The sequence below is a fragment of the Saccharothrix sp. CCNWYY140 genome (genome assembly GCF_037401995.1).
Classification (GTDB): Bacteria; Actinomycetota; Actinomycetes; order Mycobacteriales; family Pseudonocardiaceae; genus Actinosynnema.
Genome location: NZ_JBBEGC010000092.1, coordinates 1 through 22,710, shown reverse-complemented (window position 1 = coordinate 22,710; position 22,710 = coordinate 1). Strand labels below are relative to the sequence as shown.

Annotated in this window: 20 protein-coding genes and 2 pseudogenes; 12 read left to right on the top strand and 10 right to left on the bottom strand. The window is 71.1% G+C overall.

What is annotated here, in order from left to right:
- Positions 1-9 precede the first annotated feature (9 nt).
- From WBN91_RS29450 to WBN91_RS29420, 7 genes are all read left to right on the top strand, one after another.
- Positions 10-417 (top strand): VOC family protein, encoded by a 408-nt coding sequence (locus WBN91_RS29450; protein WP_337727551.1) that lies wholly within the window; start codon positions 10-12, stop codon positions 415-417.
- Between the two features lie 63 nt (positions 418-480).
- Entirely contained in the window at positions 481-1,110 is a 630-nt protein-coding gene (locus tag WBN91_RS29445) for a nucleotidyltransferase domain-containing protein (RefSeq protein ID WP_337727550.1), read from the top strand.
- Positions 1,107-1,868, top strand: coding sequence for a nucleotidyltransferase domain-containing protein (locus WBN91_RS29440; RefSeq protein WP_337727549.1), 762 nt, complete (start codon positions 1,107-1,109; stop codon positions 1,866-1,868). The genes WBN91_RS29445 and WBN91_RS29440 overlap by 4 nt, the downstream gene beginning before the upstream one ends.
- A gap of 95 nt (positions 1,869-1,963) precedes the next feature.
- Positions 1,964-2,962 carry an efflux RND transporter periplasmic adaptor subunit gene (locus WBN91_RS29435; RefSeq protein ID WP_337727547.1) on the top strand — a complete coding sequence of 333 codons (999 nt, stop codon included), beginning with the start codon at positions 1,964-1,966 and terminating at the stop codon, positions 2,960-2,962.
- Positions 2,963-3,057: 95 nt separating this feature from the next.
- Positions 3,058-3,726 carry an ABC transporter ATP-binding protein gene (locus tag WBN91_RS29430; protein WP_337727559.1) on the top strand — a complete coding sequence of 223 codons (669 nt, stop codon included), beginning with the start codon at positions 3,058-3,060 and terminating at the stop codon, positions 3,724-3,726.
- The gene (locus WBN91_RS29425; protein WP_337727546.1) at positions 3,723-5,027 is read left to right on the top strand and encodes an ABC transporter permease; all 1,305 of its coding nucleotides are present in this window, start codon (positions 3,723-3,725) and stop codon (positions 5,025-5,027) included. The genes WBN91_RS29430 and WBN91_RS29425 overlap by 4 nt, the downstream gene beginning before the upstream one ends.
- A gap of 6 nt (positions 5,028-5,033) precedes the next feature.
- Positions 5,034-5,756 carry an APH(3') family aminoglycoside O-phosphotransferase gene (locus WBN91_RS29420; protein ID WP_443217823.1) on the top strand — a complete coding sequence of 241 codons (723 nt, stop codon included), beginning with the start codon at positions 5,034-5,036 and terminating at the stop codon, positions 5,754-5,756.
- Positions 5,757-5,771: 15 nt separating this feature from the next.
- Here the strand turns inward: WBN91_RS29420 and WBN91_RS29415 are convergent, their stop codons facing one another.
- From WBN91_RS29415 to WBN91_RS29375, 9 genes and pseudogenes are all read right to left on the bottom strand, one after another.
- On the bottom strand, positions 5,772-7,409 hold the full coding sequence (locus tag WBN91_RS29415) for an FAD-dependent oxidoreductase (protein ID WP_337727543.1): 1,638 nt from the start codon (positions 7,407-7,409) through the stop codon (positions 5,772-5,774).
- A gap of 106 nt (positions 7,410-7,515) precedes the next feature.
- On the bottom strand, positions 7,516-8,130 hold the full coding sequence (locus WBN91_RS29410; RefSeq protein ID WP_337727542.1) for a pentapeptide repeat-containing protein: 615 nt from the start codon (positions 8,128-8,130) through the stop codon (positions 7,516-7,518).
- A gap of 23 nt (positions 8,131-8,153) precedes the next feature.
- On the bottom strand, positions 8,154-9,197 hold the full coding sequence (locus tag WBN91_RS29405; protein WP_337727541.1) for a hypothetical protein: 1,044 nt from the start codon (positions 9,195-9,197) through the stop codon (positions 8,154-8,156).
- A gap of 321 nt (positions 9,198-9,518) precedes the next feature.
- Positions 9,519-9,974: pseudogene (locus WBN91_RS39215) on the bottom strand (aminoglycoside phosphotransferase family protein); the annotation flags it as partial.
- Between the two features lie 37 nt (positions 9,975-10,011).
- A complete protein-coding gene (locus WBN91_RS29395; RefSeq protein WP_337727539.1) occupies positions 10,012-11,145 on the bottom strand; it encodes a glycosyltransferase 87 family protein in 1,134 nt (377 codons plus the stop codon).
- Between the two features lie 129 nt (positions 11,146-11,274).
- The gene (locus WBN91_RS29390; protein WP_337727538.1) at positions 11,275-12,297 is read right to left on the bottom strand and encodes a hypothetical protein; all 1,023 of its coding nucleotides are present in this window, start codon (positions 12,295-12,297) and stop codon (positions 11,275-11,277) included.
- On the bottom strand, positions 12,294-13,121 hold the full coding sequence (locus WBN91_RS29385) for an ABC transporter ATP-binding protein (protein WP_337727537.1): 828 nt from the start codon (positions 13,119-13,121) through the stop codon (positions 12,294-12,296). Before WBN91_RS29385 ends, WBN91_RS29390 begins: the two co-directional genes overlap by 4 nt.
- Before the next feature lie 13 nt (positions 13,122-13,134).
- Entirely contained in the window at positions 13,135-13,518 is a 384-nt protein-coding gene (locus WBN91_RS29380; RefSeq protein ID WP_337727536.1) for a GntR family transcriptional regulator, read from the bottom strand.
- Between the two features lie 97 nt (positions 13,519-13,615).
- Positions 13,616-14,185 (bottom strand): TetR/AcrR family transcriptional regulator, encoded by a 570-nt coding sequence (locus WBN91_RS29375; RefSeq protein ID WP_337727535.1) that lies wholly within the window; start codon positions 14,183-14,185, stop codon positions 13,616-13,618.
- Between the two features lie 106 nt (positions 14,186-14,291).
- On the opposite strand from WBN91_RS29375, the gene WBN91_RS29370 reads away from it, so the two are divergent.
- From WBN91_RS29370 to WBN91_RS29360, 3 genes and pseudogenes are all read left to right on the top strand, one after another.
- Positions 14,292-15,419: a hypothetical protein gene (locus tag WBN91_RS29370; RefSeq protein WP_337727534.1), complete on the top strand. Its 1,128-nt coding sequence runs from the start codon at positions 14,292-14,294 to the stop codon at positions 15,417-15,419.
- Between the two features lie 183 nt (positions 15,420-15,602).
- Positions 15,603-16,406 (top strand): annotated as a pseudogene (locus WBN91_RS29365) (S1 family peptidase); the annotation flags it as partial.
- Entirely contained in the window at positions 16,383-16,775 is a 393-nt protein-coding gene (locus WBN91_RS29360; RefSeq protein ID WP_337727558.1) for a proprotein convertase P-domain-containing protein, read from the top strand. The pseudogene WBN91_RS29365 and the gene WBN91_RS29360, both read left to right, overlap by 24 nt.
- Before the next feature lie 99 nt (positions 16,776-16,874).
- Here the strand turns inward: WBN91_RS29360 and WBN91_RS29355 are convergent, their stop codons facing one another.
- Positions 16,875-17,489 carry a TetR/AcrR family transcriptional regulator gene (locus tag WBN91_RS29355; RefSeq protein WP_337727533.1) on the bottom strand — a complete coding sequence of 205 codons (615 nt, stop codon included), beginning with the start codon at positions 17,487-17,489 and terminating at the stop codon, positions 16,875-16,877.
- Between the two features lie 98 nt (positions 17,490-17,587).
- Between WBN91_RS29355 and WBN91_RS29350 the strand changes: the two genes are divergently transcribed.
- Positions 17,588-18,814 (top strand): lipase family protein, encoded by a 1,227-nt coding sequence (locus WBN91_RS29350; RefSeq protein WP_337727532.1) that lies wholly within the window; start codon positions 17,588-17,590, stop codon positions 18,812-18,814.
- Between the two features lie 339 nt (positions 18,815-19,153).
- The gene (locus WBN91_RS29345; protein WP_337727531.1) at positions 19,154-22,519 is read left to right on the top strand and encodes a fibronectin type III domain-containing protein; all 3,366 of its coding nucleotides are present in this window, start codon (positions 19,154-19,156) and stop codon (positions 22,517-22,519) included.
- Positions 22,520-22,710 lie beyond the last annotated feature (191 nt).

Below are 22,710 nucleotides of genomic sequence, written 5' to 3'. Positions count from 1 at the left end.
GAGAACGAGATGGCCTCACGCCTGAACCCCTACATCAGCTTCGACGGCACCGCCCGCGAGGCGATGGAGTTCTACAAGGACGTCTTCGGCGGCGAGCTGAGGCTGAGCACGTTCGGCGAGTTCGCGCCGCCGGACGCGCCCGGTGGCGACAAGATCATGCACGCCATGCTGGAGACGCCGAGCGGCTTCACGCTGATGGGCGCGGACACCCCGCCCGGCCAGCCCTACAACCCCGGAGACAACATCTCGGTCAGCCTCAGCGGCGACGACGGCGACGAGCTGCGCGGCTACTGGGAGAAGCTCGCGGCGGCCGGGACCGTGGCCGTCCCGCTGGAGAAGCAGATGTGGGGCGACGAGTTCGGCATGTGCGTGGACCGCTTCGGCGTCACGTGGATGGTCAACATCGCCGGTTCCTGAGCCCCCTCCCCCCGCCGGAAAATCGCTGCGGCCCGACCGCCACCTTCGGGCACACTGCACCGCGTGCTGGTGTTGTCGGTGGTGGTCGGTTCGCACGCCTACGGGCTCGCGACCTCGCAGTCCGATGTGGACAGACGAGGGGTGTTCGTCGCGCCCACGACCGACTTCTGGCGCTTCGACAAGCCGCCCACCAGCTACGAGGGTCCCCGGCCGGAGGAGCTGAACTGGGAGGTCGAGCGGTTCTGCGCGTTGGCGCTGAAGGCGAACCCGACCGTGCTCGAGGTTTTCGCCTCACCGCACGTCGAGCACGCCACCGCGGTCGGCCGAGAACTGCGCGACCTGCTGCCGCACGTCCTGTCCCGGCAAGCCGTCGACAGCTTCGCGCGCGCCACGACCGCCCAGTTCACGCGGGCGCTGGACCGTCCGAAGTGGAAGCAGCTCATGCACGTCGTGCGGCAACTGCTGGTGTGCCGGGACCTGGTGCGCACCGGCGTGTTGTCGATCGACGCGACCCCGCACCGCGACCGGCTCCTGGCGATCCGGCGCGGGGAGGTGCCGTTGGCCGACGTCGAGGAGTGGGTGAACGGGTTGCGCGCCGACATCGCGGCGGCGGAGGGTCCGCTGCCGGTGCAACCCGGCCGGGATGCCGTCGAAGCGTGGCTGGTGTCGGTGCGGCGAAGGGGGTTGGCGTGAGCTACGACGTGCCCGACCTGGCGGACGTGGTCGCCGAACAGCCCAAGCCGCTGCTGTTCGCGACCGTGTCCGGCGCGCACCTGTACGGGTTCCCGTCTCGCGACTCCGACGTCGACCTGCGCGGCGTGCACGTGCTGCCGGTGGAGGAGGTCGTCGGGTTGCGGCACGGGCCGGAGACCCTGGAGCGCATGTGGGTGCGCGACGGCGTCGAACTGGACCTGGTCACCCACGACGTGCTCAAGTTCTGCCGACTCCTGTTGCGCCCCAACGGTTACGTGCTGGAGCAGCTGCTGTCGCCGCTGATCGCGCACACCACCCCGGCCCACGAGCGGCTGTGCGAGATCGCGTCGCGCTGCCTCACCCGGTGGCACGCCCGCCACTACCGGGGCTTCGCGCGCAACCAGTGGCGGCTGTTCGAGCGCAGCGGCGAGCTGAAGCCGTTGCTCTACACGTTCCGCGCACTGCTGACCGGCGTCCACCTGATGCGCGCCGGCGAGGTGGTGGCGAACCTGCCGCACCTCGTCGAGGCCCACGACGGTCCGGCCTACCTGCCGGAGTTGGTCGAGGCCAAGGCGTTGGGCGAACACCGCGCGCTGGAGGGCGTCCCCGGGCGACCCGACCCGGCACTGGTCGCCGCCGACGTCGAGCATTGGCACGCCGTCCTCCAGGACGCCCACGAACGCACCGCGCTCCCCGCGTCGCCCTCGGCGGAGCCGGAGTTGGACGACCTGGTCCTGGACCTGCGCTTGTCCCGCTGACCTGGAGATCCGCGTCGGATGCAACCCGGCGCGGGGCTCCGGCGTCTTGTCGGTAGGTTGGTGAAAACCGACATGGGATCGCTTGGGGGCAACCGTTGTCGAAACAAGCGCAGCTCAGTGCTGCCGTCCTGGCGTGCGCGCTGGTCGCGACCGCGTGCACGTCCAGCGGTCCCGAGGCCGTCACACCAGACCTGGCGCAACGCGGCACGACCATGACGACGGCCAAGCCGACCAGGCAGGACCTGACGAACAAGGTCAGCCTCAACGGCAAGGTCGCCATGAACCCGGTCTTCGGCATCACCGCGCCGGTCGCGGGCCAGATCCGGTACCTGGAGGTGCCCTCCGCCACGGCCACCCCGACCCGCCCGACGCGCGTGGCCACCGTGTGGGCGTCCGGCGCACCCAACCACGTCGAGGTGCCCGCGGGTTCGACCTTCGGCGGCCGACTCGTGGACGACCGCGCCACGGTGACCGCCGGGATGCCCGTCGCATCGGCGAAGTACGCGGGCTACGGCATCGTCGCGGACATCAACGGCGAGCAGGCCTACCAGATCGCCGACGCGGCCACCGGCACCATCCAAGCCCAGATCAAGAACGGCCCCGGCCCGTTCGCGTGCACCCTGCTCGGCACCATCGCAGCACTCCCCGCCGGCACCGCACCCGCGCCGACACCGACCCAGCAGGAAGAGCCCACCCCGGGAACCACCGGCACCCAGACCCCGCCCCAACAGCCGCCGCCGGGCAGCGGCTCCTCCGACCCGACCGGCCTGCGCCTGGTGTGCACCGCACCGGACGACGTGAAGCTGATCAACGGCGCGTCGGCGGTCCTGGAGGTCGTCACGGCCAGCGCCCAGAACGCCCTGGTCGTGCCGGTCGAGGCGGTCGCGGGCGGCCAGGGCAAGGGCAAGGTCGACGTCCTCGGCCCGGACGGCACGCGAACCACGAAGGACGTCGTGCTCGGCCTGACGGACGGCAAGGTGGTGGAGATCAAGGAGGGCCTGACCGGCGAGGAAACCCTCGCCGTACCCGGCCCGGACCTCCCTCCGGCGCAGCAGCAGGGGCAGCAGGGCCAACCCGAGGGCGGCTCCAAGTGACCGAGCCCTTCCTACCGCTGCCCGGCCAAGTCCCACTCGGTCCGGCAGCGCCCGGTCGGACGCCGCTACTCCAGCTCACCGGTGTCACCAAGACGCTGAAGGGGCAGCAGGAGCCGCGCACCATCCTGGCCGGCGTCGACCTCACCGTCCACAGTGGAGAGTCGATCGCCATCCTCGGTCGGTCCGGCTCCGGCAAGTCCACGCTGCTCAGCGTCATCGGACTGTTCGACCGCCCGGACGACGGCCGCTACCTGCTCGGCGACCGCGACATCACGCGGCTGCCCGAGCGCAAGGCCGCCGGGTTGCGCAGTGCCGAGTTCGGGTTCGTGTTCCAGCGCTTCTTCCTGCTCAAGCACCTCACCGCCGCGCAGAACGTCGCGATGGCGCTGGTCGACGGCCAGGGCTGGATGTCGCGTCGCAAGCGCAAGGCCAAGGTGCTGGCCGCGCTGGACCGGGTCGGCATCGCGCACCTCGCCAAGCACAAGCCACCTCGCCTGTCCGGTGGCGAGCAGCAACGGGTCGCGATCGCCCGTGCGCTGGTCCGTGAACCGCGCGTCCTGCTCGCCGACGAACCGACCGGCGCGCTGGACACCGAGACCGGCAACCTGGTCGTCGAGGTCCTGCGTGCCACCACCGACCAGGGCTGCGGCCTGGTGCTGGTCACCCACGACCGCGACCACGCCGCCAAGATGAGCCGCGTGCTGCGCCTGTCCGACGGCCTGCTCAACCCAGCCCACGCCACCGAGCGGGTGGTGGTCGCGTGATCAGGCTGTCCGGGCGCCTGCGGTCGGCGCTGATCATCGGCGGGCAAGGCATCCGCGCCCGCAAGCTGCGCACGTTCCTGTCGATGGTGAGCCTGTTCATGGGCGTGCTGGCGGTGGTGGCGGTGCAGGCCGGGGCCGAGATCGCCAACCGCGCCATGCTGGCCGACGTCGAGCTCAACATGGGCAAGGACGGCACCCGCCAGCTGTACCTGCCGCCCGAGGCCTCCGTCGACACCGTGCTGGAGGTCGTGCGCGGCCGGTCCGACGCCGTCGCCCTGACCAGTGCCCAGGCGATCATCGGCGAACCCGGTGTCAAGCCGGTCAACGAGGGCGGCGGCCCGGTCGACCAGCCCGGCGGCTACGGCCCGCAGATGATCTGCGACCAGAACGGCTGCCGCGAGGTGGACACCGGCAACAAGGACGCGCCCAGCGGCCAGGCCGTCGAGCTGCAACTGGTCGGCCTGACCGGTGACGTCCGCACGTTCAAGCCGTTCCGCACGACCTCGGGGCAGTGGCTGGACTTCGGCGGCGACCCGTCCCTGGCGCCGCGCCTGGTGCTCAACGCCAAGGCGGCCCAGGCGTTCGAGCGCTACCGGGTCCCCGCCGAGATGCGCCTCACCGGCGCGACCACCAACGCCACCCCGCGCTTCATCGGCGTGGTCGACGACGGCGGGTACGCGCCCACCGCCTACGTCCGGTCCGACGAGCTGGCCAACTGGCTCCCGACCAGCGGCCTGAGCGACGGCCGCAACGGTCCCGGCCTCCAGGTGCTGATGTCCCCGACCGCCGCCGACGTGGAGCACGCCCTGCGCGCCCGCCTGGTCGCCGGCGGCACGCCCGCCGAGCAGATCCACGTCAACACGGTCAACACGCTGGAACGCATGTCCACCGAGCTCAAGCTGATGCGCCTGATCTTCCTGTCGATGGCCGCGCTGGTGCTGCTGATCGGCGTCGCGGGCATCCTCAACGTCGGCTTGGCCACGGTCGGCGAGCGGGTCGAGGAGTTCGCGCTGCGGCGGGCGGTGGGCACGCCCCGGTTGCTGCTGGCGGGCATCGTCCTGGCGGAAACCCTGCTCACCGGCCTGCTCACGGCAGCGGCGGCGATCGGCGTGGGCGTTGTCGGCCTGAGGGTCGGCGCGTCGCTGTTCGGGTCGCGGTTCCCGTCCCTGGAGGGCGTGGCCTTCCCGTGGCAGGCGGGCGTCGCGGGTGTCGTGGCCGGGTTGGTGGCGGGCGTGCTGGGCGGTTTGATCCCCGCGCTGCGGGCCGCGCGCATCCCGATCTCGACGGTCATGCGCGCCTAAAACCGGTTGGTCCGTCGTGCGAGGCTGGGGCACGTGTGGGAACGCGTGACGATCGGCCAGTCCGGCGCGGCGGTGAGCAGGCGCGGCGGCGTCTACCGGAAGACCTCGGACGTGGAGGACCTGGTGGGCGAGGGCGAGCGGCTGGTGTGGCTGCGCGCCCAGGGGATCCCGGCGGCCGAGGTGCTGGAGTGCGCACCGGGGCTGTTGGTGACGGTGGAGGTGCCGGGCAGGTCGGCGGCGGAGCTGTGGCCGGACACGGACCGGGTCGTGGACTCCCTCGCCGACCTGACCAGGGCTCTGCACGCCCTGCCGGTGGCCGACTGCCCGTTCGACCGGTCCCTGGCGGTGACGATTCCGGAAGCTCTCGCCGCGGACCCCGACCTGGACGACCTGGACGACGAACGCGCCGGCTGGAGCCGAGACCGCCTGGTGGCCGAGCTGCTCGCGACCCGCCCGGCCGATGAGGACCTGGTGGTCTGCCACGGGGACCTGTCCGTGCCGAACGTCCTGTTCGACCCCGAGACCGGCGACGTGACGGGCGTGGTCGACGCGGGCCGGCTGGGCGTGGCGGACCGGTGGCTGGACCTGGCCATCGCGACCCGCTCACTGGTCGACGAACGCAACTCCCAGTACGGCTCGGACGCCGCCGCCCGGTACCTGGCGCGCTACGGAACAGAGCCGGACCCGGCGAAGACGACCTTCTACCGCTTGCTGGACGAGTTCTTCTGACCCTGCCCCGAAGGGTCAACCGCCCAGCAACGCACCACCGGCTGCCAGCCGAGTCGTGTCCAGGTAACCGGTGCCGTCCTGGTCCAGGACTCGGAAGGCTGCCGTCGCGGACTCGGCCGGCGCACCCAGTGCGGCCAGCAGGCGTTGGAACTCGCCCAAGGTCACCGAGCCGTCCGCGTCGGTGTCGGACAGCAGCAGCACGGCGTCCGCCAGAGGAGCGAAGTCCAACTCCCGCGCCAACTCCGCGAACACCGCCCGGTCCACCTCCTCCCGCCCGGTGACGCTGGTCAGGGACGTCCAGAACTCCTGGCACGCCGAGTGCACCCGGGCCGCCCGCACGGACTCCGGCGGCTCGTCGAACGCGGCCACCAGGCGTCGCGCGAAGCTCGTCAGGTCCTCTTCCCTCAGCCACCCGTCGTGGTCGGCGTCCAGGAGGTCGAACGACGACACCTGTTCGGGGACGTGCGGGGCGGTGGCGTTCTTCACGTACTCCAGGACCGCCTCACTGGCCACCGCGCCCTGGCCGATCGCGGAGCCGATGCGCTTGACGGTTCCCGAACGCACGTCGCCGGCCGCGAAGACGCCCGGCAGGGCGGTCTCGGTCAGCAGCGGTGCTCGTTCCAGGGGCCACGCGCCCTCCAGGCGGAGCAGGTCGGTGCCGGTGACGAGGAAACCCCGCGCGTCGGTGACGGCCTGGCCGCCCAACCAGTCCGTGCACGGGCTCATGCCGATGAGCACGTACAACGCTTTCGCCGGCCGAGTCTCCACGGCGCCTCCCCGGCGCAGGACGATCTCCGTCAACCTGCTCTCGCCGCGCACGGCCTCGACCGTCGTGTGGGGCAGCACCTCGATCGCCGGTGATCCCTCGATCCGGTTGACGAGGTAACGCGACATCGGGCTGTCCGCCAGGGAAGGGCCGCGCACCAGCAAGGTCACCAAGGTGCCGTGTTCGGCCAGGTGCAGGGCTGCCTGACCGGCCGAGTTGCCCGCGCCCAGGACGAAGGCGTGGTCGTCGGTGGCGGTGGTGGCGGCGCCGTAGTACACGCCCAGTCCGGCCAGGTCCGCCGCGCCGGGCACGTCCAGGGTCCGCCAGCGCATCCCGGTCGCGACCAGCACCGCCGTGCCGCGGGTGGTGGTGCCGTTGTCGGTGTGGACGGTCCACAGGTCGCCGTCCCGGCGCAGGCCGGTGGCCCGGCGGGCGGAGAGCCACCGGACGCCGAAGCGCCGGGCCTGGGCCAGGGCGCGGCGGGCCAGGTCGCCGCCGGACAGGCCGGTGGGGAAGCCCAGGTAGTTCTCGATGCGGGACGTGGAGCCGGCCTGGCCGCCGGGGGCGTCGTCCTCGACGACCACGACGCTCAGGCCCTCGCACGCCGAGTACACCGCCGCCGCGAGGCCCGCGGGTCCGCCGCCCACCACGACCAGGTCGTGGTCGCCGGGGTCGGCTTCGTCGGTGAGGCCGAGCGCGGTGGCCAGGGCGATCAGGGTCGGGTCGGTCAGCACCTCGCCGTCGGGCAGGTGCACCGCGACGGGGTCGGGCGCGTCGACGTGCACCTCCGCGTCGAACTGCACCTGGTTGCGCGTCAGGAAGTCCTTGATGGCGTGCGCGCGGGCGGAACCCGCCCGTGCCACGACCCGCAGTCCTGCCTCGGTCACGGTGACCTCCCGCCAGTCACCGCCTGACGCTAGCGAGTGATCTCGCGCCACCGAGGTCCCGAGCCGAAGTTCACTCGACCAGGTGGCGGATTCACCCTGCGTGCGGTCAGCCGAGGCGGAAGCCCAGCGCGAGCGCGATCGTCACCGCCTGTTCGGGTTCGATGCGTGCCCCGGTCAGGGTGAAGGAGGTCGGGTCGATGCCGGACAGGTCGGAGCCGCGCAGGTCCGCGCCGGTGAAGTCCGCGCCGTGCAGCCACGCGTCGGACAGGTCCACCTCGGTGAAACTCGCCCCGGCGCACTTGGCCCCGGTCAGGTCGACGTCGTGCAGCCGCACCCCGGTGAACGACGCCCGCCGCAGGTCCGCGCCCGGCAACCCGGTGAACGACCAGTCGCCGCCGCTGACCCGCAGCACGTCGAAGCTGCCGCCGTCGAACACGCTGCCGACCAGCTTGCAGTCGGTGAAGGTCGCGTCGAAGAACTCGCAGCGCACGAACGTGCAGTTGAGGAACGCGGCCTCGGTGTGGGTGGAGGAGTTGAACTCCACGCCCCGGAACACGCACTCGCGGAAGGTCGAGCCCCGGTTCAGCAGGTCGGCCATGTCGACGTCCACGAACTCCGTGCGCTCGTAGGTCGCGCCGACGAGCTCGTTCACCGTCCAGTCGCGGTCGCGCACGGTGGTGTCGGTGGGCGGGGTCGGGGTGCCTCGTCTGCGTTCGGCCACCCCGGAACTATCCCAACCCCGGCTCACCCGACGGGTGCCAGGGCTCCGGCCGCGAACAGCACGCCCACTAGCGTCACCACCAGTCCCAGCCCGAACGCGTACTGCCGCGCGGTCGTCCGCCCCGGTATCCGGTGCAGCACAACGCCCACCGCCACCAGGGCCGTGACGGCGATCGGCGTCAGCGCGCGCCAAGCGCGGTCGAACGACGTCAGCGGCAGGAACGGGTCCGCCCCGTACAGCGAGAGGATCAACGCCGGCACACCCAGGCCGGCCGCCGCGGCAGCCGCGATGGTGTTGAACCGCTGCTGCGCCTCGCCGTCCTGGGCCACGGCGAAGGTCGACATGCTGGTCAGCAGCGAGTGCAGCCGCGCGGCCTCTTCGGCCAGTTCGGCATCGATCGCCTCGCAGTGCCGCAGCGCGGCCCGGTGCGTGTCGCCGGGACCGGAGCTCTCGCGGTTGCGGTGGTAGGTCTCGGTGTCCCACAACCACACCCACAGGCCGTTGCGGCACGCGTCCCTGGCGTGGTCGCGGGCGCGGCCGGTCGCGATGGACAGTTCGATGATGCCCGCCAGCAACGGCCGCAGCGCCGTGGTGCGCCGCTGCGACAACAGGTCGGCGATCTGCCGCTCCAGCTCGTAGCGGATGCCGCGCAGCCGCGCCAACTCCGCCCGCGAGGCCTCCGCGAACGCCTTGGCCGCCGTCGCCGCGACGGCACGCGGGTCGCCGGACACGACGTGCGCCGGCCCGGACAGCGTCGGGACCACGTCGAGGTCGTGGGGCTTCTCCTCCTGCCGCCACCCGCCGTTCTCGTGCCAGGTGGCCTGCACGACGACGGTCACGGCAGCCTCGCCGTCCGCGCGCACGGCCACCTCCGTCATCCCGACGACGATCCGGCGGTCGCCCTTCGCGCCCAGCACCCGCAGGTAGGGGGCGACCAGCAGGGCTTCGACGTCGAGACCGGCGAAGTCCTCCTGGTCCACGGTGTGCGCGCCGGCGGTCCGCACGGTGGCGTGGAAACCGTGGTCGGACAGGGCGGGGCTACCAGCGAGCAGGAGTTCGGACGGCATGCGCCGGATCCTATGTTGACCTTGGTGCGGTCAGGGACGGTTCGCGGAAACCTGGTTTCCCACGACGATCCGGTCCCACAGCGGGCGGTGTGCGGTGATGTGGTCGGCGTCACGCAGGTAGAGGTCGGCGTGGCCTTCTTCGATGTGGCGGGCGAAGTTCGGGTCGCCGTTTGCGGCGCCGGTGCGCATGAAGTGGATCAGGGCGAGCAGGCGGGGGACCAGGGCGTCCACGACGTCCAGGCGTTCACCGCGGGTGCGGCCGTAGGAGTCGAGGAAGAGCCTGGCGCGCGAGGCCTGCTCGTCCGGTTCGAGACCGGCCACAGTGGACAGTCCGGCGAACCGGTAGACGGCGTAGGCCAGGTCCCACGAGCGCGGGCCGGGATGAGCGGTGTCGAAGTCGAACACCCCGGTCGTCTCGCCGTCGTGGAACGCGCAGTTGTAGGGCGCGAAATCGCCGTGGCACACGACTTCCACCGGCTCCACCGCCGGCAGTTGCCACGGGTGCGACGCCTTGTCCGGCAGGGCGGCGGTGGCGTCGTGGATGCGCCGCAACAGTTTCGCCGCGCTCACCAGCGCAGTCTCCGGCCCTCCGTAGGCCGATCCGGCCTCACCGGGCAGGAAGGTCAGGACCTCGCGGCCTTCGTCGTCCACGCCGTGCCACCGCGGCACGCCGCGCACCTGCGCCGCCGCGAGCCCGCTCAGCAGCCACTGCACGGCCTCGCTCCACGCGCGCACCGGCCGCCGCACGGTGCGGCCGATCCGCACGACCGTGGTCATGCCGCCGGTGAAGATCTCGCGGTCCACCTACCCGACGCTAACCGATGTCCGCCGTCCGGCGAACCGAATTAGCCGCGTGCCAGGCCCACCCCAGCGCGACCAGACCGAGCAGGGCGTACAGGTCCTCGAACGGCCCCGGCGACAGGAGTCCTTGTGGCAGCGGGAAAGCGTCCGAACCGGGGATCGGCCACGCCGCCAGGAGGACCACCACGGCCACCGCGCGCCGGCCGAGCAGCACGACCAACGGCACGCACCAGACCCAGTGGTGGTGCCAGGACACGGGGGAGACCAGCAGCGCGGTCAGGGCGACCGTCAACACTCCGGCCAGCTCGTCGCCCCGGCGGTGAAACAGGACCGCCGCCCGCAGCCCGACGACCAGCACCACCGCGACCGCCGCCACCCAGCACACCGCCAGCAGACCCGGCGGCAGGGTCCGGCCCAGGAGCGCGTGCAGGGACTGGTTGCCGAAGTAGTACAGGTCTCCGCCCAACCGCGACGACTGGAGGAACACCCCGCCCCAGTACCGGCTCGACTCCTCCGGCAGCACGGCGAACCCGACCGCGACCGTGGCGAGCATCGTGGCGGCGGCCACCCCGGCGGCCCGGAACCGGCGCGTGAGCAGCAGGTACACCACGAACAGGCCCGGCGTGAGCTTGACCGCCGCCGCCAGGCCGATCCCGACGCCCTGCCACCGGTGACCGCGGAAGTCCAGCAGCACCAACGCCATCAGCACCACGTTGACCTGCCCGTAGGTCAGGCTCGACTGCACCGGTTCCAGCCACAGCGCCACCGCGAACACCCCGGCCGCCACCGGCAGCCCCCGCCCGGACATCCGCCCCGCGCACCACACCGAGCAGGCCAGCGCGGCGATCGTCAGCCCGGCCATGACCAGCCGCGCCACCTCCATCGGCGCCAGCGCGAACCCGGCGAACAGCAGCGCGCTGAACGGGGTGTTGGTGAACGGCTGCCCGTTGAAGCGGGAGGTGTAGAGGCCGGCGCCGTCCAGCACCGCCTGCCCGCCTTGGCGGTAGATGTCCAGGTCGTACATGAACCAGCGTTCCAACGGCCACACGTGCGCCTGCACCACGTACAGCGCGAGGGAGGCGGCGATCACGGCCACGGGCACCCGTGAGCGGGTGAGGGTGATCGGCGTGGGACGGCGTTGCAGCACGGAGTGCTCCTTACTCATTCCACTAGTCAGTTAGTGGAACTGGGACATGCGTGTGCGCACGCCGAAGCGCGCGGTCACGCGGAAGTCAGGAAGAAGGTCGGAAAGGGCCAGGCCGTGGCCGCGCTGCGGTCAGGCCGCGGCCGGAACGCGGATGTCGCGGCGGAAACGCTTGCGCAGCCACCACATCGCGCCGAGCACGCACAGCACGCCCGCGGCGGTGAACAGGGTCGCCTCGATCGCCTGGAACACCCAGAACCGGTCGCCGGGCTGCACCAGGTCCGCGCCGGACCGGTAGCCCAGCGCCGTCATGCAGTCGTGGTACTCGACGCTGTGCTGCCCGCCCGAGGAGATCTGGCAGGACCGGGTCGCGTCCTGCACCACCTCGTCGCGGCTGCTCACGAAGCGCCCGGCCGCGTCGGTGACACCCTCGGCGAGCCGCCACCGGTCCTGATCGGCCTCGTAGCCGATCCGGTAGTCGCCGAACGGCCTCTCGAGGACCAAGGGGGTCAGGTAGTCGGGCCGCGCGAACCGCCGCACCGCGTACAGCGCCCCGAGCCAGGCCACCAGCGTGACGGCCATCGCCGGCACCACCCGGCGCACGACCAGGCCCACCACGACGCCAAGCCCGACGGCGAACACCACGTACCCGAACAGCGCGGGCGGCTGGGGCTCGAACAACCCCGCGTGGAACCCCTCCTGCGGCACCACCAGCTTGCCCAGCGCCGTCGTCCACCACCGGTACACCGCGCCCAGCACCAGCGCGCCGAGGGCGGCGGGCACCGCGACGACCGCGACCTTGGCGGCGAACCACCGGCTGGGCCGCACCGACTGGGACAGCGCGAAGAGGTGGGTGTTCTGCTCGAACTCCCGCGCGAACAGCGGCGCGCCGAGGAACACCCCGACCAGCACGCCGTACCCGATGAGGGCCAAGCGGACGTTGTCCACGGACTCGTACCAGCCCCACACCGTCGCGTCGAGCCTGCGCAGGCACCCGGCGGCGTACCGCGACGGCACGCACTCGCTCCACCCGCGCATGTCCACGACCGCCAGCATCGTGGCCCGGTAGTAGACCATCAGGACGAGCAACACCAGCACGTACAAGCCCAGCGCGAGCAGCGCGGTCCGGTGTTGCCGCCAAGCCACCCAGATCACGCGGCCACCGCCGCTCGGCCCCGGCGCAGGTAGGCCACCACCAGTTCGTCCAGGTTGGGGGTGGTCACCTGGTCGTCGGGCAGCTCCAGCGGTCCGCGCAGCCGCACCAGCGCGGTCAGCTGCCGTTCGCCGGCGCGCTCCTGGATGACCTCGTGCGCGCCGAGGTCGGTGTCGCGGGGCGCGACGACCAGCCGGTGCCCGTCGACCAGGTCCTCCACTGGGCCGTCCAGCCGGACCTCGCCGCGGTCGAGCGCCAGCAGCCGGTCGCACACGCCGTCCAGGTCGGCGACCACGTGCGAGGACAGCAGCACGGCCACCCCGGTCTCCTCGACGGCGAGCATGACCCAGCGGACGGCGTCCTCGCGGGCCACCGGGTCCATCTCGGCCAGCGGCTCGTCCAGCAGCAGCACGTCCGGGCGGCGGGCCAGGGCGAGGACCAGGGACAGGGAGGCGCGTTGGCCGCCGGACAGCCGGCCGGTCCGGCGGTCGCGGGGCAGGCCCGCGCGGTCCACCAGGTCCCGGGCGTAGCGGTCGTCCCAGCGCGGGTTGGCGCGCCTGCCGTACTCCAGCATCTCGGCGACGGTGAACCCCCGGTACAGCGGCTTCTCCTGCGCCACGAACCCGACCTCGCCGCGGACCTCCAGCACGCCCTCGGTCGGGCGCAGCAGTCCGGCGGCCAGCTTGAGCAGCGTCGACTTGCCCGCGCCGTTCGCGCCGACCAGCGCGGTGACCCCGCCCGGCGCCACCTCGAACGAGCAGTCGCGCAACGCCCGGTCACGCCGGTAGCGCGCACCCAGGCCGCGCGCACGCACGGCAACACTCACCCCAGATCCCCCATCACGATCGGAACCGCTGGTCCAGCACGGACCGGAACAACGCCTCCACGTCCTCCCGGCCCATGCCCAGCCCCTGCGCCCGGTCCAGCCACTCCAACAGGTCCCCGCGCAACGGCGAGTCCTCGGCCACGCCCGGCGTGACCAGCGAGCGGCGCACGAACGTGCCCAGGCCGGGTCGTGGCTCGACCAGGCCTTCGCGTTCCAGCTCCCGGTACGCCTTGAGCACCGTGTTCGGGTTGATCGCGGTCTGCTCCACCACCTCGCGGGCGGTGGGCAGGCGGTCGCCGGGACCGACCAGCCCCAATCGCAGCGCGTGCTTGACCTGCTGCACGAGCTGGAGGTAGGTGGCCACGCCGGAGCGCCGGTCGATCCGGAACTCGATCACCCGAACCCTTTCACTATCTCACTAGTGAAACCACTGTTGCGGAGTGGGAGCCGGGCTGTCAAACACCGGTCCATGACTGGCCGACCACTCACAGGGGTCAGGCGTAGTGGCGAATCCCGTTCGACAGGGTCCGCGCCCAAGGCGCGTCCACGTGGTCCGCGTCCACAGCCACCACCAGGTGGCACAACATGCCCCGCGCGAAGAACAGTTGGACGAGGTCTTCGGTCGCCCCGGACACCCCACGCACGTACTCGACCGTCCGCGCGTACCCGCGCTGAACGACTTCCCGCACGGCCGGTTCGGAGATCGCCGCGCACTGGGCGTGCATCTGCACCAACAGCAAGGCGTTCTCGTCCGCGATCAGCCGCGCGTAAGCGTCCCCCATCGCGGACAGCACGGCGTCGGGCGAACTCCCGGAGGCCTGCGCGACCCCGTCGGCGAGGCTCTCGCGGATGCGGGCGAAGCAGCGTTCCACCACGGCGAGGAAGAGGGTTTCCTTGTCGGGGAACAGGCGGTACACGTACGCCTGCGAGATCCCGGCGGCCTTCGCGACCTCGCCGGTGGTGGTGCCGTAGTAGCCCTTGGCGCCGAACGTGGCCAACGCCGTCCGCAGCACCGTCTCCCGGCGCTCCTCGGCGGTGGACAGACGACGTTCGGCGGTAGGCATGAGACTAACCAATCACTCACACCACACCCTGTCAACTCGCCCCTTTCTCGCGATGATCCCCCCGGGGGGTCGCGCTGATGATCGATGCTCCTTAGGGTTGCGGACCATGTCGCGTCGTTGGGTGCCGTCCGCACTGCTGGTTGTCGTGCTCACTTCCTGCGGTTCCTCCGTGCAGCCGATCGCCACCTCCTCCCAGAGCACTGCGCCACCCACGACCACCACCAGCACCACCGTCAGCACCACGAAGACGACCTCGAAGACCAAGCCACGCATCGAATCGATGGCCAACCCGGACGGAACCGCCGTGGTGCCACCGGAAGCCGCGGCCGAGGACACCTCGACCCCCACCACGGTCGTCGGCACCGGCAGCACCACGAGCTGCACCTCCGACGCCATCGCCGATGCGGTGGCCGCCGGCGGCGTGATCACCTTCGACTGCGGGCCGCACGGCGTCACGATCGTCCTCGAGGAGACCATCCGCATCCGCAACGACAAGGCCCGCGACGTCGTCATCGACGGCGGCGGGCAGGTCACCCTCACCGGTGCGGGCAAGCGGCGGCTGTTCTACCTCAACACCTGCGACCGCAGCCTCGGCGCGGGCGCCGGGTGCCAGGAGCAGACCCACCCGAGGCTCACCCTCCAGAACATCACCCTCGCCGACGGAGACTCCACCGGGGAGACCGAGGAAGGCGGCGGGGCGGTCTACGCGCGCGGCGGCAGCCTGAAGGTCGTCAACTCGGAGTTCCTGCGCAACCGGTGCGACCAGGACGGTCCCGACGTCGGCGGCGCCGCGATCCGCGCGTTCGGGCAGAAGGAACCCGTCTACATCGTCGGCAGCACGTTCCAGCACGGCGAGTGCTCCAACGGGGGCGCGTTGAGCAGCATCGGCTCGTCGTGGGTGGTGCTGAACAGCGTGCTGAGGAACAACAAGGCCATCGGCCGCGGCGCGAACCCCGCCCGCGACGGCCAGCCCGGCGGCGGCAGCGGTGGCGCGCTCTACGCCGACGGCAACGAGTTCACCGTCAAGATCGCGGGCACGCTCGTCGAGGACAACCATGCGAACGAGGGTGGCGGCGCGATCTTCTTCGTGAGCAACGACCGCAGCGGCACGATGGTCGTCGAGGGATCGACGTTGCGCCGCAACCCCAGTGCCGGCTTCGAGACACCGGGCCTGAAGGGCATCTTCTTCCTCGGCGCGACCGAAGTGGCCATCACCGGCTCCACCATCGAGTAACACCGCCGAAACGCGCGGAACGCCGGAAGAACTCCCGTCGATCGTCGGATTGTGAGCGAGGCTTTCGGCTGCGCATGATGAGCCGCCGGCGTCAACCGGTGCACCACACCCTGCTGACACTTCACTCGACGCTCAGGCCGACCCTGCACGCACCACCCCGGCCGGGCGCGGGAAGGAACGACTGTGCGCTACACAGCGAAGAAGGCGCTCGCCCTCGCCGTGGGCATCGCCGCCTCCCTGGCCGCGTTCGCGGGCCAAGCGAACTCCGCCCCGATGCCGCCGGACCCGGGCGGCGTCACCCCGCAGGTCGTCGGCGGCACGCAGGCCGCCAAGGGCGAATTCCCGTGGATGGTCCGCCTCTCGATGGGTTGCGGCGGCGCGATGTACACCGAGCAGCTCGTGCTCACCGCCGCCCACTGCGTGAGCAGCAGCGGCAACAACACCAGCATCACCGCCACCTACGGCGTCGCGGACCTCCAGGACACCTCCGCGATCAAGCGGACCTCCAGCTACGTCCACCGCGCGCCCACCTACGGCACGTCCACCGGCGGGGACTGGGCGCTGATCAAGCTGTCCAGCCCGATCACGGGCGCGGCCCTGCTGCCCATCGCCACCACGGCGGCCTACAACAACGGCGTGTTCGACGTCGCCGGCTGGGGCGCGACCCGCGAGGGCGGCAGCCAGTCCCGGTACCTGATGAAGGCCAAGGTGGACTTCATCGACGACACCACGTGCAAGAACTCCAACCCGTACTACAGCGACCTGATCTTCGCCGCCGAGATCTGCGCCGGCGACCTGGCCAACGGCGGCATCGACACCTGCCAGGGCGACTCGGGCGGCCCGATGTTCCGCCGCGACAGCGCCGGCCAGTGGATCCAGGTCGGCATCGTCAGCCACGGCAACGGCTGCGCCCGCCCGAGCAACCCGGGCGTCTACACCGAGGTGAGCACCTTCGCCGCCGCCATCAAGGCCGCGGCCGACAGCCTCGGCGGCGGCACCCCGAACCCGCCCGGCAAGACCTTCGAGAACGGCACCGACGTCTCCATCCCGGACGCCGGCGCGGCGGTCTACAGCAACATCGCCACCTCCGGCCTGACCGGCAACGCCCCGTCCACGCTCAAGGTCACCGTCGACATCAAGCACTCGTGGAGCGGCGACCTGGTGATCGACCTCGTGGCCCCGGACGGCTCGACCTACCGCCTGAAGAACTCCAGCAGCTCCAGCACCCCCAACGTGAACACCACCTACACGGTCAACGCGTCCAGCGAGGCGGCCAACGGCACCTGGCGCCTGAAGGTCCAGGACGTCTACAGCCAGGACACCGGCTACATCGACATCTGGAAGCTGACCTTCTGACCGGTCGGCAAGGCGTCCTGATCGGACGGTGAGCCTCCGGATCGACACACGCGACGGGACCCGCTGCGAGGGTGGGTCCCGTCGGCGTGCGTCCGGGGCTCAGCGGGTGATCGCGGCCAGCATCAAGGACTTGATCTCCGTCGCGATGTCGGCGACGTCCAGCGGCGGGTCGTGCGCCTGCCACTCGCGCAGCAGGCCCGTGACCGCACCCACCAAGGCGATGGCGGTCAGGTGGAAGTCGCGTCGGGGTGCGAAGCCCTCGGCGGCAGCGTGCTTCGCCTCCGCCTCGATGAAGTCCGCCCACCGTGCCACCCACTCCTGGTGCTGCCGCTCCAGCTCCGCGTTGACGCCCACCGCCTCCACGTAGGCCAGTCTGGGCACGCGGGGGTCGGCGGTCACCGATGACACGAACGCGTCGAGCAGTGTGGAGATCCGCGTGCCGGGATCCGCGGACTCCAAGGCGGCCAGGGCGGCGGTCACGCGTTCCAGGGCCAGGGTGTTGATGCGGTCGTGCAGGAGGAGCAGCAGGCGCTCCTTGTTCTCGAACTCCTCGTAGAAGTTGCGTGTCGACACGCCCGCCGCCGTGCACAGCGCCGCGACCTTGGTCTGCGCGAAGCCCTGTGCGGTGAACAGGTCCAGCGCGGCCAGCAGGAGGCGGTCGCGGCGTTGGCGGCGGCGTTCGTCCTGGCTGATCCCCGCGTACGGACGGGACACGGGCGGCTCCTCGGAAGTGGTAACAGGGATTGTCAGATTAGCCTGTCCGGGCCTACATTGCGGAAACGGTGGTTACCACAATCCCTGCGGAGGCGACGATGCCGACCCGACTGCTGATCACCCTGCTGGCCCTGCTCGCAGCCATACCCGCGCTCGCCGCACCTGCGCTTGCCCCACCCGCAGCCGCCGCGCCCGCGCCCGCGCTCACCGACGAACGCCCGCCCGACCCGTCCCAGGACGCCTTCTACACCCCGCCCAACCCCCTTCCCGGCAAGCCCGGCGACATCCTCCGCACCCGGGACGTCGACTGGCACCCCGAGCCGTTCCGCGTGCTCCCCGCCCCGGTCGCGACCACGCAGGTCCTCTACCGCTCCACCTCCGCGACCGGCACGCCCAACGCCGTCACCGGCACGGTCCTGGTCCCGCCGATCCCCTGGACCAACGGCCCCCGCCCGCTCATCGCCTACGCGATGGGCACCCAAGGCCTCGCCGACCGCTGCGCCCCCTCCTACCGGCTGCGCGTCGGCGAAGAGGTGGAGATCGCGTTCCTCGTGCAGGCCATGCTCAAGGGCTGGGCCGTGGTGGTGACCGACTACGAAGGTCTCGGCACGCCCGGCACCCACACCTACGCGGTCGGCCAGTCCGAGGGGCGGGCGTTGTTGGACGCCGCACGGGCCGCCACGAAGCTCCTTCAAGTCCCCGGCACCCCGGTCGGCGCGTTCGGCTACTCGCAGGGCGGTCAGGCGGCGGCGTTCGCGGCGGAGCTCCAGCCGACCTACGCACCAGACGTGCGGTTGGTCGGGGTCGCCGAGGGCGGGGTGCCGGCGGACATGAACGAGGTCGCGCGGTTCAACGACGGCGGCCTCGGGTCCGGGCTCGTGGTCGGCGCGGCGGTGGGGTACGCGACCGCCTACCCGGAACTGCCGTTGCCGCTCAACGCCCACGGCCAGGAGGTCACCCGCAAGGTCGCGGACGCGTGCGTGGCCGAGATGGCACTGCTCGCGCCGTTCACCCGGATCGACAGCCTGACCACCGTGCCGGGCGTCATCCGCGACCCGCGCTGGCAGGCCCGGCTCGCCGAGAACCGGCTGGGCGCGGTCCGCCCGGCGGTCCCGGTCTACCTGTACCACGGCACGGTCGACGAGCTGATCCCGTACCGGACCGCCACCGGCCTGCGCGACCGGTACTGCGCGCTCGGCGCCGACCTCCAGTGGACCGCCCTGCCGCTGGCCGGCCACATCACCGCGGTCAGCGTCGGCGGCGCGAGCGCGTTGGACTGGTTGGGTGACCGGTTCGCCGGACACGGCACCCGACCGACCTGCTGAAAATTTGTCAGACAGATGACAAAGGCATTCCCGAAAACGGTGTCAGGGTGACAAAAGGGCATTAACCACTGACCCGTCCGGACGATTGTGGAGAGCGGTGGTCTACTCGCCGGTATACGGTGGGTGACCACCGCTCTCATGTCTGTGACCAGCGCAAACATGCCAATGCTCGACCTGCGGAATTAGTCGGGTGTGACAAGTTCTCGCTGTGTTTCGAGGAGGTCTTGCGGGTCGGGACGGGGCGTCGTTAATTTGGCCACACGTAGCGTGGCTGTAACACACGCATTCCAACCCTGCCCCCTATTTCTGGCGTGCCCTCGGCGTCAGGGAGGACGATCCGTGAGACACAGAAAACAGGTCCGGAGGCTGACCCGCCTGGGCGCGGTCGCCACCGCCGTCATGGTCGTGGGCGGACTCGCCATCGGCACGGGCACCGGAACCGCCGCAGCGGGTGAGCTCAACCAGTCCTACACCTGCACCTTCCCGCTGATCGGCGATCAGACCGTCGCGGTCAACATCAAGACCCGGGACAACCAGCCGGCCTCGATCGCCACCGGCGCCTTCACGCCGGTCATCGAGATCACCGCGATCTCCAACGCCGGCCCCAACGCCACCCAGGGCCTGCGGCTGGTCGGCGCGGAGACCATCCAGGGCGTCGCGCGCGCCACCTCGACCGTGGACGCGCCGGGCTCGCAGGGCGACCTCACCGTGCAGGTCACCACGAACGTCCCGAACCAGCCCATCCCGGCCTCCGGCGACCTGGTCGTCAACGCGGCCGGCGTCGCACCGGGCCTGCGCTTCGACCAGCCCGGCACCGCCACGCTCTCGGTGACCGACCTGGAACTGGAGATGACCCCGCTCAAGGCCGACGGCACGCCCACCGGCCTGGGCACCTTCATCGCACCCTGCACCCCGGCGCCGAACCAGCCGACGATCCTCCAGACCTACGAGGTCACCGGCGCGCCGGTCACCCCGGAGGCCGTGATCGGCAGCGGCGCGCACCCGCCGCTCAAGCAGGTCTACAACTGCCCGTTCCCGCTGATCGGCAACCAGAACGTCACCGTCGACATCAGCACCAACCCGCTGCCCGACGAGATCGCGCAGGGCACGTTCACGCCGAAGATCGACATCACGGCGGTGTCCAACGCGGGCTCGACGGCCACGCAGGGCCTGCGCCTGGTCGGCGGCGAGACGATCCAGGGTTCCGCCCTGGCCACCTCGCTGGTCTCCTCGCCGCAGGGCCACCTGGCCGTGCAGGTGCCCACCGCGATCCCGAACCAGCCGATCCCGGCCTCGGGCGACCTGGTGGTCAACGCGTCCGGTTCCGCGCCGGCCCTGCGCTTCGACCAGCCCGGCACGGCGACCCTGTCCGTGCACGACCTGGTCCTGACCATGACCCCGCTCAAGGCCGACGGCACGCCCACCGGCCTGGGCACCTTCACCTCCGACTGCACCCTGGTCGACGCGGCGGCCCGCAACGTCCTCCAGACCTTCACCATCACCGGCGCCGCGGACACCGAGGCCCCGACGAAGGTCACCGGCCTGACCGCCGGCGAGACCACGCAGACCTCGGTCCCGCTCTCCTGGACCGCCTCGACCGACAACGTCGCGGTCGTCGGCTACGACATCGTCTCCGGCGGCAACGTCATCAAGTCCGTCACCACAACGTCCACCACCGTCGACGGCCTGACCGCCGACACCGCGTACTCCTTCACCGTGGTCGCCAAGGACGCCGCCGGCAACCGCTCCCCAGCGAGCGACGCCGTCAACGCCCGCACCAAGGCCGCCCCGGACACCCAGAAACCCACCGCCCCCGGCCCGCTGACCTCCTCCGCCGCCACGCAAACGTCGGTCTCGCTGGAGTGGGGCGCATCCTCGGACAACGTGGCCGTAACCGGCTACGACATCCTCAATGGCGGCACGGTCGTCAAGTCCGTCACCACCACGACAGCGACCATCGACGGCCTAACCGCCGACACCGAATACACCTTCACGGTCGTCGCGAAGGACGCAGCCGGCAACACCTCCGACCCGAGCAACCCCCTCACCGTCCGCACCCCGGCCGCCCCGGACACCGAAAAGCCGACAACCCCCACGGGGCTCACCATCACCGGCACCTCGGCAACCAGCATCGGCCTCTCCTGGACCGCCTCCACCGACAACCGCGGCGTAGTCGGCTACGACGTCCTCAACGGCAGCACGGTCGTCAAATCCGTCACCACCCCGTCCACCACCGTCGACGGCCTGACCGCCGACACCGAGTACACCTTCACGGTCGTGGCCAAGGACGCAGCCGGCAACACCTCCGACGCAAGCGCACCCATCACCGGCCGCACGGCACAACTCCCCGACACCGAGAAGCCGTCCGCACCTTCGGGCCTGACGGTCACCGGGACAACGCAATCCACCGTGTCCCTGTCGTGGACCGCGGCCTCCGACAACGTGGGCGTGGTCGGCTACGACGTCGTCTCCGGCGGCACGGTCGTCAAGTCGGTGGAGGGCACGACAGCCACGATCGACGGCCTCACCCCCAGCACGGACTACTCGTTCACGGTCGTGGCCAAGGACGCCGCAGGCAACACCTCCGACGCCAGCCCCGCCGTGACCGCCCGCACCGGCGACGCCCCGGACACCCAAAAGCCCACCGCGCCATCCGCCCTGAAGTCCACGGGCGAGACGACGTCGAGCGTGTCCCTGGAGTGGACGGCCGCGACCGACAACGTCGGCGTAGTCAGCTACGACATCCTCTCGGGCGGCACCGTCATCAAGTCCGTCACCACCACTTCCACCACCATCGACGGCCTGACCGCCGACACGGAGTACACCTTCACGGTCGTAGCCAAGGACGCCGCAGGCAACACGTCCGACGCCAGCGCCGCCCTCAAGGTCCGAACCAAGGCAACCCCGGACACCACCGCCCCGACAACGCCGGGCAACCTGCGGTCCACCGGCCAAACCGAGAACAGCATCGGCCTGGCCTGGGACGCGGCCACCGACAACATCGGCGTCACCGGCTACGACGTCTTCCGAGGCACCACCAAGGTCGCCACGGTCAGCGGCACGTCGACGAACGTGACGGGCCTGTCGCCGGACACGGAGTACTCCTTCACCGTCGTGGCCTTCGACGCGGCCGGCAACCGATCGGCGGCAACCCCGGCGGTCACCGCTCGAACCAAGCCAGGCGGCGGCACGATCATCCGCTACGGCTACAACTTGGTCGGCCACACGAAGATCAAGGCCGCCAACGGCACCGTGCAACTCAACGGCGGCATCGACGCCGGCTTGGACTTGGCAACCGGCAAGTTCGAAGCAGACCTGGCTCTCAACCCGACCACAGGCCAATTCAAGATCTTCGGTTTCGTGCCGGTGACGGCAAAGATCGAATTCGTCCAGGCCGGCAAAACCACCGGAACCCTCGCGGGTGGCGTACTCAACTCCACGTCCCCGGTGACGGTGAAACTGCCGCGAGTCTCGGTCATGGGCATCCCGGTAAGCACCAGCCCGAACTGCCAAACCAAGACCCCGGCCTCCATCCCCCTCCAATCAAAGCCCGGCTTCGACCCGCTCAACGGCGGCACCCTGGCCGGCACGTACACCCTGCCCGAACTCCAGGGCTGCGGCCAACTGAACGCCCTGATCAGCGCCCTGACGGCAGGCCCGGGCAACACCATCGAGGTCAAACTAACCCCCAAGCCCACCCGCTAACCACCCACTCATGACAGTGGTGGCCCCGCCGGCGAAACCCCGCGGGGCCACCACCCTCACCCCCAACGACAAGCCACCCGACGCGCGCAGCGCGCCCTTCGCGCGCAGCGCGCCCTTCGCGCGCGGAGCGCGCGGTAGGTGTTACCTACAAGTGGAGGGCCTCGGTTCCCCCACCGTATGGCCTGCCCGAA